Below are 23,464 nucleotides of genomic sequence, written 5' to 3' on the forward strand. Positions count from 1 at the left end.
TCGGGTGGGTACTGCCGGAAGCACTCCTGCCGGAACGATGTTCAGAGTGGGATTAGATCCGGCTGGAATGGGATTATCCGGCTTGACGAACACATACAGCACGAATGTGACGACCCAGGTTGCCATCAGGATCGCCGTGGATCTACGAGGTCTCACTGATTCCCTCCCGGCGCAACGCCGCGGCTACTCGCACCCGCAGTTCGCGACCGACTTCGAATTGTTTACCCGGCAACGTGCGGGCAACCATTCGGATGTTCATCTGGTCGACCGTCAGGTCTTCGACACCCATCACGCTGGGCTCGTCGAGTAGTAGCGGCCGCAGTCGACTATCTTCGTACGCCTGTGTACCGACCGCGTGCAGGATCTCGTTGACCCTGGTGATGTCGACGCTCGCGGCCACCGGCACGTCGATCGCGGCGCGGGCCCAATCCTTCGACAGATTCGTCACTTTCACGATCTGGCCGTTGGGCACGGTGATCACTTCACCGTCCGCGTTACGCAGCGTGGTGATCCGCAGCGTGACATCCTCGACCGTACCCTCGGCCTGCTCTGCGGATCCAGTCACCGCGATGCGAACCACGTCACCGAACCCGTACTGACGCTCGGTGATCAGGAAGAACCCGGCGAGAATGTCCTGCACGATGCGCTGCGCGCCGAAACCGAGTGCGGCACCGAGCACGGCGGCGGGCGCGACGAGTCCGGTCACCTCGAACCCCATGCGCCGCAGCACCTCGATGCCGACCAGCACATACACGATGGTCAGTACGACCCAGGTGACCACCTGCGCCAGCGCGTGCCGATGTTTGGCCGCTTCGGTCCGCACCAGCGCATCGCTGCTGCGGAATCCGGCGTCGATCTTGCGCGTGATCCGATCTCTGATGAAGGTCGCGAACCGGCTGAACAGGACTGCGCCGAGGAGGTAGAGCACGATCTCCAGGCCCGAGGAACGCAGCCAGGTCGTGAAATCGGTGGACGAGGCGAATGCCTGGATCCCCGCGACATTCATTTAGCTTGCCTGCTCTCGCATTCGCCAGCGGATTCCGGATTCGATGAAACCATCGATGTCACCGTCGAGCACAGCGGACGGATTATTGACTTCGTAGTTGGTCCGCAGATCCTTGACCATCTGGTACGGGTGCAGCACGTAGGAGCGCATCTGGTTGCCCCAGGACGCGCCCTCGTTCGTCTTCAGCGCGTCCATCTGGGCGCGTTCCTCCTGGCGCTTGCGTTCCAGCAGCTTGGCCTGCAGCACGCGCATCGCCGAAATCTTGTTCTGCAGTTGGGATTTCTCGTTCTGGCAGGTGACGACGATGCCGGTCGGGATGTGTGTCAGCCGGACTGCGGAGTCGGTGGTGTTGACGCTCTGGCCGCCGGGACCCGACGAGCGGTACACGTCCACCCTGATCTCGGTGTCGGGGATCTCGATGTGGTCGGTGGTTTCGACGACCGGCAGCACCTCGACCTCGGCGAAGGAGGTCTGGCGCCGGCCCTGGTTGTCGAACGGGCTGATGCGCACGAGCCGGTGTGTGCCCATCTCCACCGAGAGGGTGCCGTAGGCATACGGTGACTTCACCGCGAAGGTGGCGCTCTTGATGCCCGCTTCTTCGGCGTAGGAGGTGTCGTACACCTCGACCGAGAACTTGTGCCGGTCCGCCCAGCGGATGTACATGCGCATCAGCATCTCGGCCCAGTCCGCGGCGTCGACGCCGCCCGCACCCGATCGGATGTTGACCAGTGCGTCGCGCTTGTCGTACTCGCCCGACAGCAGCGTGCGAACCTCCATGGCCTCCACGTCACCGTGCAGCGCGGCACGTTCGGCGTCGGCGTCGGCCAGCGCGGAAACCTGCGCCTCGCCTTCCTCGCCCTCGGCCAGCTCGTAGAGCACGGGCAGATCTTCCAGCCGCTGGCGCAGTTCCTCGACCCGGCGCAGTTCGCTCTGCGCGTGCGACAGCTCACTGGTGACCTGCTGCGCGTGATCCTGGTCGTTCCACAGGTCCGGGTCGGCGGCCTGATGTTCCAGTTCGTCGATACGGCGACGCAGCTCCTCGATGTCGAGGACCGACTCGACCGTCTTGAGGGTGGCGTCGAGTTCGGCGAGATCAGCGGAGACGTCAGGATGCACGATGTCCTAGCCTACTGTGCTGCTCCGCCTGCCCCTAAACCCAGCGCACCACTGAGCGCGACAGGGCTTCGGCGCGGCGGGCCTGCCCGTCGGCGCACACCCGGGTTCGTGGTGACCGCGTACTCACGCGATCGGTCATCGCGCGCGGGACCAGTAGCGTCGCCGAGTAGCGCAATCAGCTCGATACCGCGCGCAGACCGCCGGGGCGGCGGCCCGCGAGCGCATCGAGGGCGTGCGCGGTGGAGTCGTCGGCGGGCAGGTAGACGATCAATTGCTGGTCGTCGTCGGCAGACAGTTCCAGGGTCTCGTAGGACAGCCGCAGGTTGCCCGCGTCGGGATGCACGAGGCGGGTGATGCCCGTGGCGGCGGCAAGACCGGGCACAGACTCCACCCGTCGGGTGAACTCCGCGCCTGCGGCGACAGTGAGTTCATCGGCCAGTGCGGCAATGTGCGGATCGGCGCGGAACGGGCCCTGCTTGAGCGCGGCAACCACCTCGTCGGCGATGTGGTCCCAATCCGGGTACACGGTGCGGGCGCGCCGATCAGTGAACACGAACAGCGCGAGATTCGCCCAGCCCTCGTCGTCGAGCAGCCCGGTCGGCGCCATGAGACGTTCATAGCCTTCGGTCCAGGCGAGCGGTTCGCGCAGTCGATTGACCACGACCGCGGGCGCGGGCTCCAAGCGGTCGAGGACGGCACGGACCGTGGGGCGCACTTCACGCGGCGGCTGTGCGGTGCCCATGCAACTGAATCCGGCATCGGCGGCCTTGGTCAGCCGGTACAGGTGAACGCGCTCACTCGGCGCGAGGTGCATTGCGTCGGCAAGCGCGCCGAGCACCGGTGGCGAGGGACGACGATCGCGCCCCTGCTCGAGGCGGGTGATGTATTCGACACTCACCCCGGCGAGGGTGGCCAGCTCGGCGCGACGCAGTCCTGGGGTCCGGCGTCGAGCACCGGTCGGCAGTCCGACCTGGGCCGGGGTGACCGCCTCGCGCCGGCTGCGCAGGAAAAGTCCCAACTCGTTGTCGCTCACCCTTCGAACGGTACAAGCGTCGGCCGTCGCGAGGGTGACCCTGCCACTACCACTCTCCGCGCGGTCTTCCTGGCAACCGCGGCGGGCAGCAGATTAGGACATGCGACGACCGAACCTGGTCGTGGCGATGGTTCCTACGAAGGAGAACGGCATGTCCACACTGAAGCTCGCGGTAATCGTCGCAAGCGTGCGCGAAGGACGCTTTGCCCCCGTGGTGACCTCGTGGTTCACCGAACATGCCGAGCGGCACGGCGGATTCGAGGTCGACGTGATCGACCTGGCGGATTTCGAACTGCCGCTGGCGCTGCCCGCGGTCTCCCCCGCGCTCGACCCGAACCCACCGCGCCCGGCCGGTATGACCGACCTCACCCGACGACTGACCGCAGCCGATGCCTTCGTCATCGTCACCCCCGACTACAACCGCAGCTTCCCCGCCTCGATCAAGGCCGCCATCGACTGGCACTTCACCCAGTGGGACAGCAAGACGATCGGCTTCGTCGGCTACAGCGGCGCCAGCGGCGGCCTGCTCGCCATCGAAGGCCTCCGCCAGGTGTTCAACGAACTCAACGCCCACACCGTCCGCAACTACGTCTCTTTCCCCCGCTACTACCTCCTCTTCGACGCCGAAGGCCGCCTCCTCGCCCCCGAAGAACCTGCGGCAGCCGCCCAAGCCATGCTCGACCAACTCCACTGGTGGGCGACCGCCCTCACCGCCGCACGCGCCGCCACCGTCGCCGCGTAACCGCCGACCTCGAATGCGAGTGGCACATCGCGGTGGGACCGACTCGACGTTTGCCGCACGTGCCACTCACCGAGCCGATCGGCGGGTGGCTAGGGTTCGGGGGTGGATTCTTCCGATCTCGAACTTGCCCTGCGGCTGGCCGATGAGGCCGACGCGATTACTCGGGCGCGCTTCGGTGCGCTGGATCTGAAGGTTGATTCGAAACCCGATCTGACGCCGGTCTCCGACGCCGATCTGGCGGTAGAGAAGGCGATCCGGCAGGTGCTCGGGCAGGAGCGCCCCGGCGATTCGGTGCTCGGCGAGGAATTCGGCGGGGACGCGGAGTTCACTGGACGGCAGTGGGTGATCGACCCCATCGACGGCACCAAGAATTTCGTGCGCCGGGTGCCGATCTGGGCGACGCTGATCGCATTGCTCGAAGACGGGGTGCCCGTTGTCGGCGTGGTGAGCGCTCCTGCGCTGACCCGCAGGTGGTGGGCAGCGGCGGGGGCCGGCGCCTGGTCCACCTTCGATCAGCAAGCGCCGAAGGCGATTTCGGTGTCCGCGGTGGCCGAGCTGAGCTCGGCGAGCCTGGCGTTCTCCAGTCTGTCGGGTTGGCGCGAACGCGGTCTACGCGAGCACTTCCTTGCCCTCACCGACGACGTCTGGCGCGTCCGCGGCTACGGCGACTTCCTCACCTACTGCCTGCTCGCCGAGGGCGCGGTGGACATCGCCACCGAGCCCGAGGTCTCGCTGTGGGATCTCGCCGCCCTCGACATCCTGGTGCGCGAGGCGGGCGGCCGCTTCACCTCACTGCACGGCGCGCCCGGCCCGCACGGCGGCGACGCCATCGCCACCAACGGTCTGCTGCACGATGAGGTGCTTGCCCGCCTCGGCGCCGACTGATTCTCGGCTCAGTTCGGCGTGAGCCGCTTCTGCATGAGGACCACACGGGCGGTGCCGTGGAACTGTGGCGGCAGCTGTGTTTCCCGCACCTCGCGGAAACCCTGTGCGGCGTAATACTCGCGCAGCACCGGGTTGTCCGCGGCGGCATCGAGTCGTTGCACCGTAACACCCTGGGCCAGGGTGTATTCGGCGCAGAATCGGATGATGCGGGAGCCGAGATCGCGACCGCGATACTCCGGGGCGACCATGAGCCCGTGGATGTATCCGGCGTCGGCGTCGTCCGCGCCCCAGAAGTCCGGATCCCGCCAGACGATCCGGACCGCGGCGGCCAATTCGGTCGGGGTATCGCGCCACACGAACCATTCACCCCGGGTCGCCTCTTCGGCCACCACCGCGGCGGGGTACTCGCCGGGCAACCATTGCGCGATACCGTTGCCGACCATCCATTCGGCGAGGCGATCGCGTAGGTGCGCGATGTCGGATGCGTCAGCGGGAGTCGCCACGACCATGGGGGCAGCTTCGGGCACGTGCTCTCCTTCGGTGTTTTTCAGGATCATTGACGAGCCGGGGTCAGCCGAGATGCTTCAGCTGCGGCCATAGCTCCGGCCAGGCCGCGCGCGGCTCGCGGCAACGGAAGATCGGTCGGCCCTGCTCGTCGTTGTCGATGTCGAAGCCATTGTCGATTCGACCCGCCGGTTCGATGTCGCGAAAGTAGCGAACCAACTGATCACGTTCGATGCCGACGGCGATCACCACAGCAGCGGCAGCACCCGGCGGGCCCCACCACCAGTAGGCGTTGTGCCCGCTGTGCGGTGTCGGCAGTCCGTATTGCCCGCCGAAACGCTCGATGGCGCCCGCCGCACCGGAGTCGGCGGTGAGCACAGCGACATCGGCTCCGAGTCCGGCGCGCGCGTCGGCGACCTGGTGCACGAATTCCGGCCAGCCGATGGTCTCGCCCGCGTCGTAGTTGACTGCGAGCACCGGCGAGTTCGGCAGCGCCGAAATCGGCAACACCGGCAGGAACAATACTGCCGAGACGAGAGCATTCACCGCGAGTGCCGAACCCACTGCCGCCCAACGCATTCGTCGAAGGCCCAGCCATGCCGCGACCGGCACCGCGGCGGCAGCAAGCAGAATCGGATACATCCCGCCCATGTAGTAGGCCTTGCCGCCGGTGGCCACGAACACAACGAACATCAGCGCGTACCCGACCGCGAAAGCTCGGTAGCGGACCGCACGCCACAGCCGCCACAGCCCGAATATCCACAGCGGCACCAACAATGGCCCCATCAGACCGAATTGCAGCAGCACGAACGCCGCGGGCGAATCCGAGGTGCCCGAGGAGCCGCCGGCGATCGCCCGGCCCATTTCCCATTGCGGCCAGCCGTTCTCGGCCTGCCACCACAGGTAGGGCAGCCAGATCAGCGCGGCGATACCGACCGCCACAGGAAAGAACTTGGTAGCGAAGATCTTTCGTGGTCCGACCAGAACCAGCGCCAGCACGAGCGCACCGACGGGGAAGATCACCAGCAGTTTGTTCTGGAGCCCGACCCCGATTACGAGCCCGATCAGGAGCCACCATCTCGGGTCGGCACCGCGCCGCCCTCGAGCGTTGCCGACCCGGTCGGCCGCGCTGTCGGTCACCCCGTCGCCCGCGGGATCACGCAGCAGTTTCAGCACCAGCAGGCATATCGACGACCACACGGCCATATCGAGCGACGTAGTGGTGAGCAGGTGCCCGACACCCATCACCAGCGCCGCGGCGGCCACCGACGCCGACGCGAGGGCCTGCGCACCGCGCCCGCCGCGGAATTCGCGTGCCATCAGACCCGCGCAGACCACGATGAACGTGGCGACCACGATCGACGGAAGGCGCAGCAGCAGTAACGAATCGGGATCGATTGCCGACATCGTGCGAGCGAGCAGCGGCGTCAGCGGCGGCTGATCCGGGTATCCCCAATCGAGGCGCCTGCCCACGGCCAGAAAGTAGAGCTCGTCGCGGTGATACCCGTAGCGCGCGGCGAACGCGATGAGTAGAGCAGCGAACAGTCCCGCGACGATGGTCAGCTGCCGCATCGCGACAGCGGGCACCTGTCGCACCGCGACGATGGGCACTCGTCCAGCCTGACACAGATCGGCGGCGTAAGCTGCACCTCGACGGGGTTCTTACTCTGGAGTAAGATAGCCTTACTCTGGAGTAAGATAGCTGGGATAAGACCTCACCCCACCCACCCGAGAAAACAGGTGATGATGAGCACTCGAGACAGCGCAACGACGCGACGTCCAGACACGTCCGCTGTTGGCCTGAACCATCCCAAGCGGGACTGGATGGGCACGGCCATGCGGATCATGACGACCTTCACCGGGTCGGAGCTCGCCGAGAAGTACAACCTGCGCAAGCCGATCGAGCGAGTCACCTATGAAGGCACCAAGACCGGCTTCCGCACCCTCGGCGCGGCCACCCGCGCGTTCGCCAAGGTCGCGGGCAACGGCACACCGAAGCGGCTGGCGGACAACGAGTCGAAGAACAAGGATTTCTTCGACCTCACCCCCAGCGACGAGCAGCAGATGATCGTCGAGACGGTGAAGGAATTCGCCGCCGAGATCCTGCGCCCGGCCGCCTACGAAGCCGACGGCGCCGCGAAGGCCCCGCGCGACCTGCTCGAGCGGGCCGCCGAACTCGGCATCACCCTCATCAACGTGCCCGAGGAGCTCGAGGGCGCGGCCGCCGAGCGTGGCGCGGTCACCAACTCGCTGGTCGCCGAGGCTCTCGCGCACGGTGACATGGGCCTCGCCCTGCCGATCCTCGCGCCGAGCGGTGTCGCGGTTGCCCTCTCCCAGTGGGGCACCGACGCTCAGCAGCAGACCTACCTGCCCGCCTTCACCGGCGAGAACGTTCCGCAGGCCGCCGTCGTGATCAGCGAGCCGCGGGCCCTGTTCGATCCGTTCGCATTGCAGACCAAGGCGACTCGCTCCCCCAGCGGCTACCGCCTCAACGGTGTGAAGAGCCTGGTGCCCGCCGCCGCGGATGCCGAGCTGTTCCTCGTCGCCGCTGAGCTGGACGGTCGGCCCGCCCTGTTCATCGTGCCGTCCGACACCCAGGGCCTGGTCGTCGAGGCCGACCCGAGCATGGGTCTGCGTGCCGCGGGCCTCGGCCGCCTGATCCTCGACAATGTCGCGGTCGGCACCGACGCCATCCTCGGCGACAGCGATGCCGTTCAGCGCGCCGAAGAGTACGCGGACGCAGTACGTCTCGCCCGCCTCGGCTGGGCCTCGCTGGCCATCGGCACCGGCCAGGCGGTGCTGGACTACGTGATTCCGTACGTGAACGAGCGTGAGGCGTTCGGCGAGCCGATCAGCCACCGCCAGGCGGTCGCCTTCATGGTCGCCAACATCGCCATCGAACTCGACGGCCTTCGGCTCGTGACCCTGCGGGGTGCGTCACGCGCGGAGCAGGGCCTGTCGTTCGCGCGCGAAGCGGCGCTGGCGAGAAAGCTGGCCACCGACAAGGGCATGCAGATCGGTCTCGATGGCGTGCAGCTGCTCGGTGGCCACGGCTTCACGAAGGAACACCCGGTCGAGCGCTGGTACCGCGATCTGCGGGCCATCGGCGTCGCCGAAGGTGTCGTGCTCATCTAAACCGGCTGGTTCCTTACCTTCCAGGAGACATTCCATGATCAATCTCGAACTCCCCAAGAAGCTGCGGGCCAGCGCCAACCAGGCCCACCAGGTCGCCTCGGAAATCTTCCGTCCGATCTCGCGCAAGTACGACCTCGGCGAACACGACTACCCGGTCGAGCTGGACGCCATGGCCGCCATGGTCGAGGGCCTTGCCGACTCCGGCACCCAGAAGATCGGCGGCGCGGCCGGTGGCCGTTCGCATGACAGCGAGTCCGACAGCCACGCCACCGAGTTGCTCGGAAACAGCAACGGCGGCAATATGTCCGCACTGCTGAACGCCCTGGAGACCTCCTGGGGCGACGTCGGCCTCATGCTCTCGATCCCTTACCAGGGTCTGGGAAACGCAGCCATCGCGGCCGTCGCCACCGACGAGCAGCTGAAGCGTTTCGGCAAAGTGTGGGCCTCGATGGCCATTACCGAGCCGTCTTTCGGCTCGGACTCGGCCGCCGTCACCACCACCGCCGTTCTCGACGGCGACGAGTGGGTTCTCAACGGCGAGAAGATTTTCGTGACCGCGGGCCAGCGCTCCACCCACATCGTGGTGTGGGCGTCGGTCGACCGTAGCCTCGGCCGCGCCGCGATCAAGTCGTTCGTCGTGCCGCGTGAGGCCCCCGGCCTTTCGGTGGCCAGGCTCGAGCACAAGCTCGGCATCAAGGCGTCCGACACCGCCGTGCTCCTGCTACAGGACTGCCGGATTCCGAAGGACAACATCCTCGGCAGCCCGGAAGTCAACGTGGAGAAGGGCTTTGCCGGGGTCATGCAGACCTTCGACAACACCCGCCCGCTCGTTGCCGCCATGGCCGTCGGTGTCGCCCGCGCCGCCCTCGAGGAGCTGCGCGCGATCCTGACCGATGCCGGTGTCGAGATCTCCTACGACACCCCGGCCAACAATCAGCACGCCGCAGCCGCCGAATTCCTGCGCATGGAAGCCGATTATGAGTCCGCCTACCTGTTGTCGCTGCGCGCCGCGTGGATGGCCGACAACAAGAAGCCGAACTCCCTGGAAGCCTCCATGTCCAAGGCCAAAGCGGGCCGTACCGGCACCGACGTGACCTTGAAGGCCGTCGAACTCGCAGGCGCCATCGGCTACTCCCAGCGCACCCTGCTCGAAAAGTGGGGCCGCGACTCGAAGATCCTGGATATCTTCGAAGGCACCCAGCAGATCCAGCAGCTCATCGTGGCGCGCCGGGTCCTCGGCAAGACCAGCGCCGAGCTGAAATAGCAAGTCGCACAGCAGAAAACCGGTGTCGGTCCACTGTGGGGCAGGCACCGGTTTTCTGTCTGGCGACGTCGGTCACCGGCGAACTGTGACGTCGGTCGACGGGATCCGAGATCGGTTACGAGGCGCAGGTCTCTGCGCCGCGACCGGTGGACCACGCCGCGATGGACGGCAGATCACCGTCCGCCGGGTGTCGCGGCACATGTTCCGGTCGCGGGCACACCGCGCAATCGTTGATCAAGCCAATCCATGGTCGCGCCATAGGAGCTGACATAGGCTGCCAGATGTTCACCGCCGACGATATTCTTCGTCGCCGCCACCCCCAGAGCACATTGCTCGCGCCACAACTGCTCGGCCTCCGGCACGGGAATCCAAGGATCGTTGATACCGTGGTAAATGAACAGCGGCACTCCCGATTTCCGGCCGTTCATACTCAGATGTTGGAAGATAGCCTCGGCCGATTCGCTGTCGAGCGCCTTATCGATTGTGGCCATCGTGTCGATCGGGATGGGCATTATCCCGAGTGCACCGAAACTACCGCTGCAGATATCTTTGATGGGGGACGTCGCCACCCATTGCGCCGCATGGTTCATGAGGCCGAGGATTTCTGGGTGCTCCCTGCCGAGCGCGAGCACGGTGGTGAGCAGGAACGCGGAGATGTAGGAACCATCGAAGGCGTGGGCGAACCGGCGATAGTCGGTGACCAATCCGCCGAAACTCGCGCCGGCGAAATACGGGAGCAGTTCCGGTGCGTATTCCTGTACCAGCATGGCCGCGGCATGGGAAGCGACGGCACCGCCGGAGTAACCGGTCGAGGCGAAACGGCTCTCGCCGAACTGATCCGGGGCGAAATTGCGGACCGCGCGGATGGAGTCGAGCAGGTTGTATCCGGCCACGGCCGGCTCCGAGTAGGCCATCAGGGGGCCCTCGTGGTCGGGGATAATCAGCGCGTAGCCGTGCTCGATCGCCCAGGCGGTCGGCGACGGTGTGAAATCGTTGCCGGTCGGGACTTCCATGCCGTGGGAGAGCACGTAACCGGGGGTGCAGCGCTTGTTGAGCGCGTTGATGGCTTGCGCGTTCACCAAGACGGGCTGGTTGCCGGGCCCGGTCCACGCCTTGGGGGGAAGGACCAGCGTCGCGGTGCCGATGGAGGGCTCACCGGCGGAGTTGGTGGTGCGGAATTTCAGGAGAGTGGCGTGGGAAATGGCGGTGAGGTTCAGGAGAAGCATCGTCGGCGTGGCCGACGCCGTCACATCCCGCCATTCCAGAATGTCGCCGGGCGCATAACGGGCGAGATCCGCCGGCCAGGTGTCGAACAGTGGGTCACCGGTCGGCGCGGACTGCACAGCATCCCAAAGCGCGATCAGTTCCTGCGGCAGATCACTCGGCGCCGCAAGGGGCCGCGACGCTCGCGGTAGCATCTTCATCGGCGCGGGAAGATGGGAATCGATCCACTGCTGCAGCGGGTTCGGACCCTCCTGTACACCAACGGACGGGTCAACCGACACCGAAGATTCCGGCGGATCCGCCTCCGCCCGGACAGGTATCTGCCCCATTGTGATCGAAAGACCCAGGACCATCATGGCCGCAGTCAACAGATGCTTCACGATTCATCAAGTTACGACATGAAAGCGCGCAAACGGGGGATTTAAGAGCCCGTTCATTCATGAACTTGTGATAATCGGCTACTACTAGTGAGAACGCGCAGAATGCGCCATTACCGTGCGTTCGGATGGCCCTGCAACGCCTCGACCCATGCGTATCGACAGTTGTTGCCGAATTCCGCCGAGGCCGTGCGAGGCCCAGCAGCGGCCGGAACGGGCGAGAACTACAAAGAACCCTTCGCACAGCTCAACGCGCATTTTCGCAATCTTTCACCAGGACAACGCAATTCGCCTGGAAGGTCCTGGATATCTTCGAAGGCACCCAGCAGATCCAGGAGCTCATCGTCTGACAGCACAGATGGGAGCGGGAATCGCCCAGTCGGTGACCGAGTTGCCGAATATCCTTGTTGGCGTACACATGTTGGTCGCTGCGCTGGTGTTCATCGGGGCAATCCCGGTGTTCCTTGAAACTTCTCCGAACTCTCAACCCGGCAGCCGACACACCACCGAGCGCCACCTGTGACGCTGCGCTCTCGGCGTGACAGCCTCGGATCATCTCCGACCTCCGCAAGCGCGGCACCGGATTCCACTTCCGATCCCCGCACGAACCTTCGGCAGCACTCGGCACGGTCGAAACAGAGGTTAGAGGCGGTCAGAATTCGGGGACTCGAACCCCGAACCCGCTGATTAAAAGTCAGCTGCCGACCGCACACCTTGTGACCGCCGAAGTGGTTGGTATGCGGGTCTTATCGGCGGCCAGAACGCGGATTCGTCCGAGAACCTCGTTGCCTGTATCGAACGGTGACCAGGTACGGTGTGAGATCGAGAGGTCCGCTCAGGTGAGTCGCGGACCTTCTGTTGGAAGCTACTCGAGGACGTCATGATCAAGCTCTTCTCCGCTGTTCTGCTGACCGCGACGGCGGCCGCCGCCCTACAGGTCCTGCCCGCCGCGCCCGCACATGCGAAGTCCCCCAGCTGCGCCAAAGCCATCGAGCTGATCAACGCCGCGATTGCCATCAGCGGCGACACCCTGGACGATGCCACCCAGCAAGCTTTGTCCGACAGGCTGTCGGGCCTGGCCGCCCTGGCCGTTGGCGAAGAAAAGGCTGCTATCACCGGCTATGCCAACGCCTTGGTCGATGACAACATCACCGACCTGGACCCCGCCACGAACGAACTCAACCGCGTCTGCGCCTGAACCGTCGGGGCATTGCGGCCTGAAACCTGCTGCAAGATCCTCGACATCTTCGAAGACACCCGAGCAGATCCAGCAGCTCATCGTGGCGCACCGGGTCCTCGGCAAACCAGCGCCGAGCTGAAGTAGTAAGTGCCGCAACCGAAACCGGTGCGGGTCGACAATGACTCGCACCGGTTTCTATTGTGCGCCAACGCACGGTGGCGAGCGCCGGGTGTCGCGCTAGTCGAAGATCACCAGATCTGGGACGACGGCACCGCCGAAACTTCCGGATGCGCCCGGGTATACCACCAGCTGGGAGCCCGCGCGGCCGGCTGCACTGCCCAGCGTCGCGCTGGCGTTCGTTTGAGTGAGCACGTGCATGCCCCACCGACAAGCATGAACCTTTCGCCACTCGGCGGATCGCAGAGGGTGAAGTCGTCACCTGACGCATTGACGTAGCTGAAATCGCCTGTAGCCATGGAACTCCCGTACTACCGCGCCAATGCATGCGCGGACGAAAGACCTCAGCTTTCGACGATCCCCACTCCCGCGACAGCCGAATTCTTCCGGATTTTCCGAGGGACATGCCCACCCGGTGCGGCCGTTCGACAGCGCAATCCGTTACGTTGCTGCACACGCACGGGTTTGACTAACGTAACGCTGCGTGTTGAGTCCGAAGAATTCAGCGGACGAATTTCCACCGAGCTGTACCAAGACCCCTCAAGGAGACTGGTTATGCAAAAGTTGGGTTTGATACGTCGCTTCACCGCCGCACTCGCGGCAACGACCGCAGTCGCTGTCGTATTCGCAGGGCAGGCCGCCGCCGATCCGGTGCAGGTCGACTGGAATACGGCGGTTCAGAAACTGCGTTCCGCGGCCGCGGGCGATCCGGCGGCCGAGCAGGCCGTGGATCGGCTGATGGCCTCCGGCGGCCAGGTCACCACTGCCGAGCAGGTGGCATTGCCCGCACAGCCGTTCCAGATGCCGGCGCAATCCGATATCGGCCGTGGTGGCGGCCCCGGCGCATACGGCACCGGCCTCGCGCTCGGCATCGACGGATTCCGGCTCGGATTCTTCGGCGGCCCAGGCATGATCGCGCCGGACCAGAGCGGAGCCAGGCTCCAGGCGACCTGGGTCAACCTGTCCAATGGCCGTAGCGGCACCGAGTTGCTCACCGAGCACAACAATGCCCCCGTGGACACCACCATTCGCACCCGAGCCATCAACACCGGCGGCGGCATGATCGTGGCCGCGGTGTACGGAACCCTGTGGCACCGCTGGCCGGTCCCGGTCAGCGAGGCGAACCCCGACGGATACCAGTACCAGCTCGGCACTATCTCCACGCCATCCTTCGGCGCCGTCTACAACTGAGCGTCCCAACCCACACTCGAGAGCCGATGCGAGTCCGTCCTGGACTCGTATCGGCTCTCGCCTGTTACAACCTGCCGAAACACACGGCCAGGGCGCAGAGGTGTCCTCTTGTCCGGCATTACGTAGTTCCGTAATTTTGGGGCGTGGGTCTAGAGGAACGGGTTGCGGAGCTGGAGCGACGGCTCAGCGCGTTGGAGGCAGGCGGCAGCCGGGGCGCGGACGCATCGTCGGATAAGTGGGCGGTGCAACGGCTGCAGGAGGATTTCTCCGACGCCGACGAGCCCAACGGCGGGGTGTTGTTCGCCGGGTCGGTGCGGCTACCTACCGATGAGCATTACGGGTGGCAGGCACGGTTTACCACCGGTGAGATCATCGAGGACGACTGGTCCGAGGCAGCCGAATGTCTGGCCGCCCTCGGCAGTCCGGTACGACTGCGGCTGCTGCGTGAGGTGATGGGTGGCCGCAGGACCGCGGCCGAACTCGTCGGGCTCGAAGGGGTCGGAACCTCTGGTCAGGTGTATCACCATCTGCGGCAGTTGGCCGCCGTCGGCTGGCTACACACCGCCGGCCGTGGGAGTTTCGAAGTGCCGGAGGGCCGGGTCGTACCGCTGCTGGTCGCGCTGGCCAGCGCGCGGCGCTGACGCGTTCCGCGATCAAATCACTTACGGGATAAGAGAAGTCGCGGCCGGCAACACCACGCTTTCTGCTGCCGGACATCGGACCGCGCCCGGACTGCGCTTCGGGTTGCCGATGCGGATCCGACCACACACGAGTCGGCGCCGGCCGCCGCTAACAGCCGAACAGCACGCCCGCGTTGTCGTTCGGGGTCACCACCTGCTGCTTCAGACACCCGAACGGGATGACGCCTGCATCGCTCATCTGCACGCCCGAGCCCGCCTCTGGGTTCACACAGGTGAGGCCGCTGGCGTCCATGCGACAGGTGAAGTCGCGAATGGACAGCGCACTGCCGTAGGGTAATTCGGGACCGCGCCCCTGCACGAACGGACCCGGATCGCCCCGGAATGCGCCGACGGTCAGCTTGCCGCCGGTGTAGCGGATCCAGCCACCCTTCCAGTTGCCGATGCCGTCGTGGGGTTCGGCGGGCGGATTCTTCAACTCGACGAGGCATACGACGCCCCGATCACCGTGCTCATAATCGGTGATACAGCTGATCTTTCCCGAGGGACTGGTGAAGGCGCGGTCGCTCTTCAGGTCGGTCACCGCGCCACTGCCCAGGCGTGCGGTGCGGTACCCCACCGGATCGGCCGCACTACCCGCCCGGGTCCACGACTCCAGATCCGCCACCGACGCGCCGCTGGTCGGAGCCGACCGTGTCGACGATGCCGACGGCCCGACCGACGCGACGCCGGCGGAGCTCGGGGCGGCAGCCGACCGATGATTCGTTTCCGCAGCACAACCGGCCGATAGCAGAACGATGGCCGTGACGGCCGCGATACGCATGCCTCGAACCTTAACGGCCCGCCGTGCGACGGCGTGTTGTGAACGGTGGCTCACGCCATAGTTGGACCATCGGATGTCGGTTTATCGACATTGTGTGATCCATCCCACTACCGCTGATACGGTGGGCTGGCATATACGCCCGTTCGATATCGCTAGGTCGAGAACCGACGCGAGTTTGTTGGTGGAGGTGTTCGACGGATGAAGTTGGCGCATGCCTTGGAAACAATCAAGGCGATGGGAGTGCTGCGGGCCCGCGGAGTCAGCGATCCGCGCAGGCCGGGCGAGGCACTGCGGACAATGAAAGAGTCCCAGATATACGGCCCACAGGCGACATTGATACGGCACTCTGCGCGCATCGCACCGAATGCGCCCGGGCTGGTGGACGAGCGCGGCGAGCTGAGCTACCGCGAACTCGACGAGCAGTCGACCGCCATCGCGCGCGGGCTGCAGCCCGCCGGCCTGATCGAGGGCTCGGTGATCGGCGTCCTCGCTCGCGACCATCGCGGCCTGATCCTTGCCATGGCCGCCGCGGGCAAGCTCGGCGTTCGGGTCGCGCTGATGAACACCGGTTTCGCCAAGCCGCAGTTCGCCGAGGTCTGTGAACGCGAGAAGGTCAAGGCGGTGCTGCACGACAGTGAGTTCCTCGGCCTGCTCGACGCGCTGCCCACCGACCTGCCGCGCTACCTCACCTGGGTCGATGAAGGCACCACGCTGCCGGACGGCGCGCAGACGCTCGACGATCTCATCGCAGCCAACTCGACCGAACCGCTGCCCGCGCCGAGCAAGCCCGGCGGCTTCGTCATCCTCACCAGCGGCACCACCGGCCTGCCGAAGGGTGCACCACGCAGCAAGGTGACCCCGCTGGCCACCGCCCAGATGGTCGATCGAATCCCGTTCCCGGTCAGGGGAACCCAGGTCATCGTGTCGCCGATTTTCCACAGCACCGGCCTCGGCACCTACCTGGTCGCCTCGGCGATGACCAACAAGGTGGTGGTGCGGCGCCGGTTCGACGCCGAAGCGACGCTGAAGATGATCGCCGACCACAAGGCCGAAATGCTGGTGGCGGTGCCGACCATGCTGCACCGGATGACCGAGCTGCCCCCCGAGATCCGCGCCGAATACGACACGTCCTCGCTGAAGTGCATCCTGTTGGCAGGCTCGGCGCTCTCGCCGGAGCTGTGCGTCAAGGCCACGCAGGTATTCGGGCCCGTCCTCTACAACCTGTACGGCTCGACCGAATGCGCGGTCGCCACCGTCGCCAACCCGGAGGATCTGGCGCTCGCGCCCGGCACGGTCGGCCGGGCGCCGATCACCTGCGAGGTGCGGCTCTACGACGACAACGACAAGCAGGTCACCGGGATCAACAAGACCGCCCGCATCTTCATCCGCAGCGGTGCGCCTTTCGAGGGTTACACCGATGGTCGTCACAAGCAGATCATCGATGGCTATATGTCCAGTGGCGATGTCGGCCATTTCGACGAGCACGGGCTGCTGATGGTCGACGGCCGTGATGACGACATGATCGTCTCCGGCGGCGAGAACGTCTTCCCGCAGGAGGTCGAGAACCTGCTGCTGGAGCGTCCCGATGTCTTCGATGCCGCGGTCGTCGGCGTCGACGATGTCGAGTTCGGTAAGCGGTTGCGTGCCTTCGTCGTTCCGGAACCCGGTCGAACTCCGGACGGCGAGGAAATCAAGACCTACGTGAAGAACAATCTCGCCAGGTACAAAGTGCCGCGCGAAGTGGTGTTCCTCGACGATCTGCCCCGCAACCCCACCGGCAAGCTGCTGCGCCGCGTGCTCGTCGAGTACGAGGTACAGACCTGAGCATTCGGGCGGGCGCGATCGCGCCGACGTGTCAGTGCTGGGAAGGCTGCTGCGCCGCAACCTGATCAGCACTGCCCCGGAAGGCTGTATGAGCTGGCCCAATCCTCGGATTGAGATACATGACACACCGAGTCACAGTCGCTTGCTATTGTTAGCGGCAGCACTGGATCTCGAAGTTGCGGTCCACACCACCCCCGGTCCCGGTGGGGCGGACCGCGGAAGGCGTTGTCGAATGTCTCTATCCCTGCCCGCGTTGAATGGCTCCGTCCGAAAGGCGGGCGATTTCGCCCAGGGCGTGAATGTCATGGTCAAGCGGCACCTGTTCAATCCGCTCCGGCCCGATCACGCAGCGCGATCAGCGTTCAACGTGCTCAAGTTCGGCCCGTTCGCCGGTGTCGTGATGCACGCGGCCCAGACCCGACCGAGCGCAGCCGCCATCGTCGACGAACGTGGCGAGATGACCTTCGGTCAGCTGAACGAGCAGTCGAGCGCACTGGCGCGCGGCCTGGAGTCGCAGGGTATCGAGCCCGGCGACGTGGTCGCATTGTTGGCACGCGACCATCGCGGCATGGTACTGAGCCTGCTCGCCACGGGCAAGCTCGGTGTCCGCACGGTCCTGATGAACACCGGCTTCGCGAAACCGCAGTTCGCCGACGTCTCCGAGCGCGAGAACGTCAAAGCGGTACTGCACGACAGCGAATTCCTCGACCTGATGAGCGCCATCCCCGCCGAGATCCCCCGAGTGCTCACCTGGGTCGACGAGAAGGACAACGCCGATCCGTCGATCCCCACTATCGAAGCTCTGATCGCGGGTCGCTCCACCGAACCGCTGCCCGCCCCCGCCAAGCCGGGCGGCATGGTCATCCTGACCAGTGGCACCACCGGCACCCCCAAGGGTGCGCCGCGCGACCGGGTGAGCCCGTTCGCCTCGGCTCAGTTCGTCGACCGGGTCCCGCTGCCCAACAACGGCACCATGATCATGGCGGCGCCGATCTTCCACGGCACCGGGCTCTCGCAGTTCACCATCGGTCTGGCCCTCGGCAATCGGGTGATCTTCCAGCAGCGCCGGTTCGACCCGGAGCAGACGCTCGCGAATATCACGCGGTACCGGGCGGATTCGCTGGTCGTGGTTCCGACCATGCTGCAGCGCATCCTCGATCTCGGCGACGACGTGCTGGCGAAGTACGACCCGAGCACCATCAAGGTGATCTTCGCGGCGGGCTCGGCGATCGCTCCGGATGTTGTCACTCGCACGCTCGACTACTTCGGCGACAGCCTCTACAACCTCTACGGCTCCACCGAATGCGCCGTCATGACGGTCGCGACCCCAGAAGATCTGCGCAAGGCTCCGACCACCGCGGGCAAGGCGCCGGTCGGCATCCGCATCGTGCTGCTCGACGAGAACCGCAAGCCGATCACCGAGCCGAACGTCACCGGCACCATCTTCGTGGACAACGGCTTCGCCTTCACCGGCTACACCGACGGCCGCACCAAAGAGATCGTGGACGGCATGATGTCCAGCGGCGATGTCGGGCACTTCGACGCCGACGGCCTGCTCTACATCGATGGTCGTGACGACGACATGATCGTCTCCGGCGGCGAGAACGTCTTCCCGCTCGAGGTCGAGAACCTCATCGCGGGCCGCGAGGACATTTTCGAGGCCGCCGTGGTCGGTGTCGACGACCGAGAATTCGGAAAGCGGTTGCGCGCGTTCGTTGTTCCGGGTCCGGAATCGAAGCGCGACGCCCAGGAAATCAAGGACTTCGTCAAGGTGAACCTGGCCCGCTACAAGGTGCCGCGCGAGGTGATCTTCCTCGACGAGTTGCCCCGCAACGCCACCGGCAAGCTGCTGCGCAAGCCGCTCATCGAGATGGTGGTCGACGGCGGGTAGGTGACCATCGCCCATGGGCCTCGGCTGATTTCCTGCACCTGAACCGTCTGTGTTCGGTGTGCGGGAAATCCGATAGGGGCACAATTATTTCCAGATGGAAGCTGCGGATTCCGTGAGATTTCGGGTGTCGACTATCTCGAGATCCGGCACGTTACCTGTCAGTTATCATCAGCGGGTGAGTATCGAGTCCGGCCGCGCCGTTGCGGGGAAACGCAGTGCTGTCGCGCGGTTGCGCGGCGCTGCGGCCGGATCGATCTCGGGGGCCGTTTCGGTTGCGGCACACGGGTGGGCATCCGGCGGAATGACGCCGGATGGCACCACGTTGGCGCTGCTGGCCGCCGCCGCCGCGGTGATCGGCGCGCTGGTGGCCGGCCTCCCGCTGCTGCGTGACACCTCGACCGGTCTTGTCGCGGCACTCGTCGCAGGTCAGCTGCTCGGCCATCTCTCCATGGGCTGGAGTTCGGGGCATATGCATCACGGCGATGCGCAGCTCACCCCCGCCATGTTCACCGCGCATGCCATCGCCGCTGCGCTGGCCGCCATCGTGATCCGCGGCGCCGAGGCCGCCTATCTGATCGGCTGCGCCGTGCTGACGCGCGTGCTGCCGATGCGCCACCACCCACCTGCGATCAACGGTCCCGCGCAGCTGCGCGGGACCCATCGCGACCGTGTCATTCTGCGGGTCTTCGCCGCCGAATCGCTACGGACCCGCGGTCCCCCACTCGCGGTTCGTCTCTGACCAACTCCTTCACTCGGTGCACGAGCCGCGTTGCTCGTGCGTCGCCGCTGCCGCCTCGGCAAACTTCCAGCTGCGGGCCGATGTCCTCCCGTCGTGGCTTCGCATAGTCGTCGCGCACGCCGAAAACATCGGCCTTGGACGGTCATTCGGCGCAGGTGCACACCCGCCGCCGGTGCGAAGCCATCGACCATCGCCGTCGGCAGCCGACTTCTGACGAGCCGCAAGCGTGCGGCCGACATGCTGTCGGGCTCCTCGACGGTGCAGCGGCAGGCATCCGGGTTCCCTGAACTCCAGAAACGAATCGAAAATGAGCATCATCGACGCCAGTCCTCCCGATACCGAATCGGGGGCGCCACCACCGGAATCCAGCACACCGGAAAAATCCACCCGCCGCAACGGTCTCTACCCGCTTGCCATGCGGCTGCATTTCTATGCGGGCGTCTTCATCGCCCCCTTCATCCTGATCGCCGCGATCACCGGGGCGCTCTACGCGATATCACCGACGCTCGAATCGATCGTTTCGCGCGATCTGCTCCAGGTCGACCCGGGTGGCACCCCGAAGCCCCTGTCGGAACAGATCAATGCGGCCGTCGCGACCCAACCGAATCTGGCGCTGGTCGCAGTCGCCCCCGCACCGAGTTCGCACGACACCACCCGGGTGATCTTCAGCGACCCGTCGCTCGGTGAGTCCGAGCGCCGCGCGGTGTTCGTCAATCCCTACACCGCACAGCCCGTCGGCGACTCGGTCGTCTACGGCAGCTCGGGCGCACTGCCGCTGCGCACCTGGATCGACCAGCTACACCGGGATCTTCACCTCGGCGAGCCGGGCCGCATCTACAGCGAGCTCGCGGCGTCCTGGATGTGGATCATCGCGCTCGGCGGGCTGGTGCTGTGGTTCCGTCGGGTCCGCAGTCGCCGTAACCGCAATTCGGCGAGCTGGCTGCTGGTTCCCGACCGTTCACAGGGCGGCCGCGGCAGACGACTGAACTGGCATGGCGCCGTGGGTGTCTGGATTCTGCCGGTAGTGCTGCTGTTGTCGGCGACCGGTATGACCTGGTCCACCTATGCCGGTGAGAACATCACCGAATTGCGCCAGCAGCTCAGCTGGACCACCCCTGCTGTAAGCACCGCGCTGCCGGGCGCGGACACCCGGTCGCCCGCTCCCGCTGCGGGCGGCGATCACCACCACGGCGGCGGTCACGAGATGCCCGCGCCTGTCGATCCGAGTAATCGAATCGCTCAGGTCGATCGGGTCTACGACGTGGCCCGTGCCAATGGTGTGACCGAAGCGGCCGAGATCAGTATCCCGGCCGAGCCAGGTAAGGCGTTTGCGGTGAAGGAACGACGAATGCCCGGCGTGTATACCGTCGACGCAGTCGCCGTTGAAGGCGCCACCGGCACGGTCACCGACAAGCTGGCCTATGCCGACTGGCCGCTGATGGCCAAGCTCACCAACTGGGGCATCCAGTTCCATATGGGTCTGATGTTCGGTCTGCTCAACCAGCTGCTGCTGCTCATGGTGATGATCGGCCTGATCACCGTCGTCGTGCGCGGCTATCTGATGTGGTGGAACCGCAGGCCGACCCGCGATGGATCGCGGATCGTCCTTGGCCGCGCCCCACGCCGCGGCGTGCTGCGCAAAACCTCGCCGTGGCTGGCGGTCCCGCTGGTCGCCGCCGCGCTGGTGGTCGGCTGGTTCGTCCCGATGGTCGGGCTGAGCCTGCTCGCCTTCCTCGCGATCGATCTGGTGATCGGTCTCGTCGGACGCGTTCGCGCCACCTCATAACCCAGTTCTGATCCGCCGGAGCCTCGGCCGTCAGCGGCCGGGCAGCGACTCCGGTGCTACCGAAACGACCTAATTCGCCATTCCAGAAATGAGCTGACCTGCGATAATAGGTTGATTCAAGAGTCTGATCAGCAGCTTTGAAGTCAGTGTGATCCAGACCATAACGACCCTCGGTGGGGAGTGAATTTCTCTCACTCGTCACCGGGGGCCGTCGTCGTGTCCCCAGCGGTGGTGGTTGGTTGGCAAGCCCCAGAGGGGCGCGGCAGTACTGTGGGACCGGCGTGAACCGGGGGTGAATGGTTCATGTCCCCGGCAACAGCACGGTACGAGTGTCGGCGGGTTGCGGCCACGAATCATGTGGGAGGACATCATCAATACTTCTTCGCGTTTTGGCGCCGCGCTGGGCTGCGCGGCGGTGGTCTCGACTCTTGTCGGCTGGTCGGGTTCCGGCTCGGCCACCGCTCTGCCGGTCACGGGATCGGCCGGCGGCATCGATGTGGCCATCACCGCACAAAGCCCGACCATTGTCCGGCCAGGTGCAGCGCCGATGCGCTTCGATGTCACATTGGTCAACACCACAACCATCGACGATGCTCAGGTGGGTTTGGTGGTGTCGCTGGGTCACTGCACGTGCAATCCGGGCCCTCTCAAGATGATGCCCAACGGGTCGATGCGCATGCTCGACGCCGGCACCAACACGTGGCAGACGGTGCCCTACGTGACAGAAGGGGGTGGCACGGATTTCCTCACCCGAGCTCTTGTCGCGCCGTTCGCGCTCGATCACGGGCAGACCACCACCTACCAACTGGAGTTGGAGCTCGACGCCGACCATCCCGTCGACGCGGGTGAGTCCGCCATCGACGTGACAATGACCGACGTCTCCACCAACAGGCCGATCGGCGCAAGCCCCACGGCATCCTTGCCCATCACCGTTGAACCGTAGCCCAGCAAGGCCTTTCGTTGCGGCGGCCGGTCCGCAGCCTCTATACCCGCGGAGACCGCATGCTCGGACTGGCCGTGGCTGGACCGCCGATCAGACACTGGGGGCAGCCGAATCCGGCACAGCGGAGGACCGGTACAGGCAAGGCATCCGGTGGAGCAGGACGCCTTCCATGATTACGTCCATGACGGTGAGCAACTGGCGATTGGCTCGCGACGACGAACGGGTAACCAGCACCCACCGCTTACCCTCCGGCGCGGGCTCAGCCAGACCGGCCACGAGATCCTTGTAACCGGGACGCTGCTTGACCGTGTGCCTTGTAGCGCCGATATCGGTATCAGTGGTCACGCGCGGATCCGCCCACCCGAAGCGGGCGCACTCCCCGCGCCCCCACTTCACTTGCTGCGGCACCGACAGGCCCTGGGCAGTAGCCCGGCCATCGAGACCCGGAGGAAACTGATGTCCATGGATCTGTCGTTCTTCCGCCCGGAAACGTCCCAGCGCCTGCGCGCGGAAGGTGTCGAGAAAGGGCGCGCTGAAGGCATCGCCCAGGGCCACGCTGAAGGCATCGCGGACGGCCTGCTGCGTGTGTTGGATGTCGCGGCATCGTCACCGATGACAACGCACGCGCCCGGATCAAGGCTTGCACGGACCGAGACCAGCTCAACACCTGGCTCGACCGATCCCTCACCGCGACCACGATCACCGACCTCTTCAGCGAAGAGACCTGACGAACCTCACACCTCAGCTGACGAATCCTCCTCGGCGATCGGAGGTTCGGGGTTCGGCGGGACGACCGGCCGTAGTAGCACCCACACCAGGAAGGCGAGGGCTACTGCGGCCATTCCTATGCCGGACCAGATGTTGATATTGATGCCGCCGGTTTTGGCTTCCTCGGCGGCGGTGTCGTGGACGAGGCCGGTGATGATGAGGATGACGCCGTAGCTGCCGAGCAGGGCGCCGACGATGGTGCGGATATCGAAAAGCAT

General features: G+C 65.6%; 21 protein-coding genes and 1 tRNA gene. 12 read left to right on the forward strand and 10 right to left on the reverse strand.

Annotation, left to right across the window (positions count from 1 at the left end):
* Positions 1–142: 142 nt before the first annotated feature.
* From OHQ90_RS35220 to OHQ90_RS35230, 3 genes are all read right to left on the reverse strand, one after another.
* On the reverse strand, positions 143–1,006 hold the full coding sequence (locus OHQ90_RS35220) for a mechanosensitive ion channel family protein (protein ID WP_328405016.1): 864 nt from the start codon (positions 1,004–1,006) through the stop codon (positions 143–145).
* A complete protein-coding gene (gene prfB / locus OHQ90_RS35225; protein WP_328405018.1) occupies positions 1,007–2,122 on the reverse strand; it encodes a peptide chain release factor 2 in 1,116 nt (371 codons plus the stop codon). It abuts the gene before it with no gap.
* 175 nt (positions 2,123–2,297) lie between these two features.
* Positions 2,298–3,155 carry a helix-turn-helix transcriptional regulator gene (locus tag OHQ90_RS35230; protein WP_328405020.1) on the reverse strand — a complete coding sequence of 286 codons (858 nt, stop codon included), beginning with the start codon at positions 3,153–3,155 and terminating at the stop codon, positions 2,298–2,300.
* A 151-nt stretch (positions 3,156–3,306) separates the two neighbouring features.
* Here OHQ90_RS35230 and OHQ90_RS35235 point away from each other — a divergent pair, with 151 nt between their 5' ends.
* Entirely contained in the window at positions 3,307–3,897 is a 591-nt protein-coding gene (locus tag OHQ90_RS35235) for an NADPH-dependent FMN reductase (RefSeq protein WP_328405022.1), read from the forward strand.
* 102 nt (positions 3,898–3,999) lie between these two features.
* The gene (gene hisN, locus OHQ90_RS35240) at positions 4,000–4,782 is read left to right on the forward strand and encodes a histidinol-phosphatase (protein WP_328405024.1); all 783 of its coding nucleotides are present in this window, start codon (positions 4,000–4,002) and stop codon (positions 4,780–4,782) included.
* Positions 4,783–4,790: 8 nt separating this feature from the next.
* Here the strand turns inward: hisN and OHQ90_RS35245 are convergent, their stop codons facing one another.
* Together OHQ90_RS35245 and OHQ90_RS35250 are read right to left on the reverse strand one after the other, a co-directional pair.
* Positions 4,791–5,309 carry a GNAT family N-acetyltransferase gene (locus OHQ90_RS35245; protein ID WP_328405026.1) on the reverse strand — a complete coding sequence of 173 codons (519 nt, stop codon included), beginning with the start codon at positions 5,307–5,309 and terminating at the stop codon, positions 4,791–4,793.
* Positions 5,310–5,352: 43 nt separating this feature from the next.
* Positions 5,353–6,897, reverse strand: a complete 1,545-nt coding sequence (locus tag OHQ90_RS35250) for a glycosyltransferase family 39 protein (RefSeq protein WP_328405028.1) — start codon at positions 6,895–6,897, stop codon at positions 5,353–5,355.
* A gap of 129 nt (positions 6,898–7,026) precedes the next feature.
* Between OHQ90_RS35250 and OHQ90_RS35255 the strand changes: the two genes are divergently transcribed.
* Complete coding sequence (locus tag OHQ90_RS35255) at positions 7,027–8,421, forward strand: acyl-CoA dehydrogenase family protein (RefSeq protein ID WP_412001317.1); 1,395 nt, start codon at positions 7,027–7,029, stop codon at positions 8,419–8,421.
* Between the two features lie 34 nt (positions 8,422–8,455).
* Positions 8,456–9,685, forward strand: a complete 1,230-nt coding sequence (locus tag OHQ90_RS35260; protein ID WP_328405032.1) for an acyl-CoA dehydrogenase family protein — start codon at positions 8,456–8,458, stop codon at positions 9,683–9,685.
* A gap of 173 nt (positions 9,686–9,858) precedes the next feature.
* Here the strand turns inward: OHQ90_RS35260 and OHQ90_RS35265 are convergent, their stop codons facing one another.
* Together OHQ90_RS35265 and OHQ90_RS35270 are read right to left on the reverse strand one after the other, a co-directional pair.
* Positions 9,859–11,109 (reverse strand): lipase family protein, encoded by a 1,251-nt coding sequence (locus tag OHQ90_RS35265; RefSeq protein WP_328405034.1) that lies wholly within the window; start codon positions 11,107–11,109, stop codon positions 9,859–9,861.
* 824 nt (positions 11,110–11,933) lie between these two features.
* Positions 11,934–12,010: transfer RNA gene (locus OHQ90_RS35270), tRNA-Lys, on the reverse strand.
* A gap of 156 nt (positions 12,011–12,166) precedes the next feature.
* Between OHQ90_RS35270 and OHQ90_RS35275 the strand changes: the two genes are divergently transcribed.
* The 3 genes from OHQ90_RS35275 to OHQ90_RS35285 all read left to right on the forward strand — a co-directional run bounded on the left by OHQ90_RS35275 (position 12,167) and on the right by OHQ90_RS35285 (position 14,475).
* Positions 12,167–12,484 (forward strand): hypothetical protein, encoded by a 318-nt coding sequence (locus OHQ90_RS35275; protein WP_328405036.1) that lies wholly within the window; start codon positions 12,167–12,169, stop codon positions 12,482–12,484.
* A 714-nt stretch (positions 12,485–13,198) separates the two neighbouring features.
* Positions 13,199–13,834, forward strand: coding sequence for a hypothetical protein (locus OHQ90_RS35280; protein WP_328405038.1), 636 nt, complete (start codon positions 13,199–13,201; stop codon positions 13,832–13,834).
* A 143-nt stretch (positions 13,835–13,977) separates the two neighbouring features.
* Positions 13,978–14,475 (forward strand): ArsR/SmtB family transcription factor, encoded by a 498-nt coding sequence (locus OHQ90_RS35285; RefSeq protein WP_328405040.1) that lies wholly within the window; start codon positions 13,978–13,980, stop codon positions 14,473–14,475.
* Positions 14,476–14,623: 148 nt separating this feature from the next.
* Here OHQ90_RS35285 and OHQ90_RS35290 read toward each other — a convergent pair whose 3' ends face one another.
* Entirely contained in the window at positions 14,624–15,295 is a 672-nt protein-coding gene (locus OHQ90_RS35290) for a hypothetical protein (RefSeq protein WP_328405042.1), read from the reverse strand.
* Positions 15,296–15,493: 198 nt separating this feature from the next.
* Here OHQ90_RS35290 and OHQ90_RS35295 point away from each other — a divergent pair, with 198 nt between their 5' ends.
* From OHQ90_RS35295 to OHQ90_RS35315, 5 genes are all read left to right on the forward strand, one after another.
* Positions 15,494–17,119 (forward strand): acyl-CoA synthetase, encoded by a 1,626-nt coding sequence (locus OHQ90_RS35295; protein ID WP_328405044.1) that lies wholly within the window; start codon positions 15,494–15,496, stop codon positions 17,117–17,119.
* A 232-nt stretch (positions 17,120–17,351) separates the two neighbouring features.
* Entirely contained in the window at positions 17,352–19,010 is a 1,659-nt protein-coding gene (locus OHQ90_RS35300; RefSeq protein WP_328405046.1) for an acyl-CoA synthetase, read from the forward strand.
* A 175-nt stretch (positions 19,011–19,185) separates the two neighbouring features.
* Positions 19,186–19,749: a hypothetical protein gene (locus OHQ90_RS35305; RefSeq protein ID WP_328405048.1), complete on the forward strand. Its 564-nt coding sequence runs from the start codon at positions 19,186–19,188 to the stop codon at positions 19,747–19,749.
* A gap of 307 nt (positions 19,750–20,056) precedes the next feature.
* A complete protein-coding gene (locus OHQ90_RS35310; RefSeq protein WP_328405050.1) occupies positions 20,057–21,535 on the forward strand; it encodes a PepSY-associated TM helix domain-containing protein in 1,479 nt (492 codons plus the stop codon).
* Between the two features lie 340 nt (positions 21,536–21,875).
* A complete protein-coding gene (locus OHQ90_RS35315) occupies positions 21,876–22,478 on the forward strand; it encodes a hypothetical protein (RefSeq protein WP_328405052.1) in 603 nt (200 codons plus the stop codon).
* Positions 22,479–22,568: 90 nt separating this feature from the next.
* Here the strand turns inward: OHQ90_RS35315 and OHQ90_RS35320 are convergent, their stop codons facing one another.
* On the reverse strand, positions 22,569–23,033 hold the full coding sequence (locus OHQ90_RS35320; RefSeq protein WP_328405054.1) for a hypothetical protein: 465 nt from the start codon (positions 23,031–23,033) through the stop codon (positions 22,569–22,571).
* Between the two features lie 179 nt (positions 23,034–23,212).
* The gene (locus OHQ90_RS35325) at positions 23,213–23,464 is read right to left on the reverse strand and encodes a hypothetical protein (RefSeq protein WP_328405056.1); all 252 of its coding nucleotides are present in this window, start codon (positions 23,462–23,464) and stop codon (positions 23,213–23,215) included.

The sequence above is a fragment of the Nocardia sp. NBC_00403 genome (assembly GCF_036046055.1).
Taxonomy (GTDB): Bacteria; Actinomycetota; Actinomycetes; order Mycobacteriales; family Mycobacteriaceae; genus Nocardia.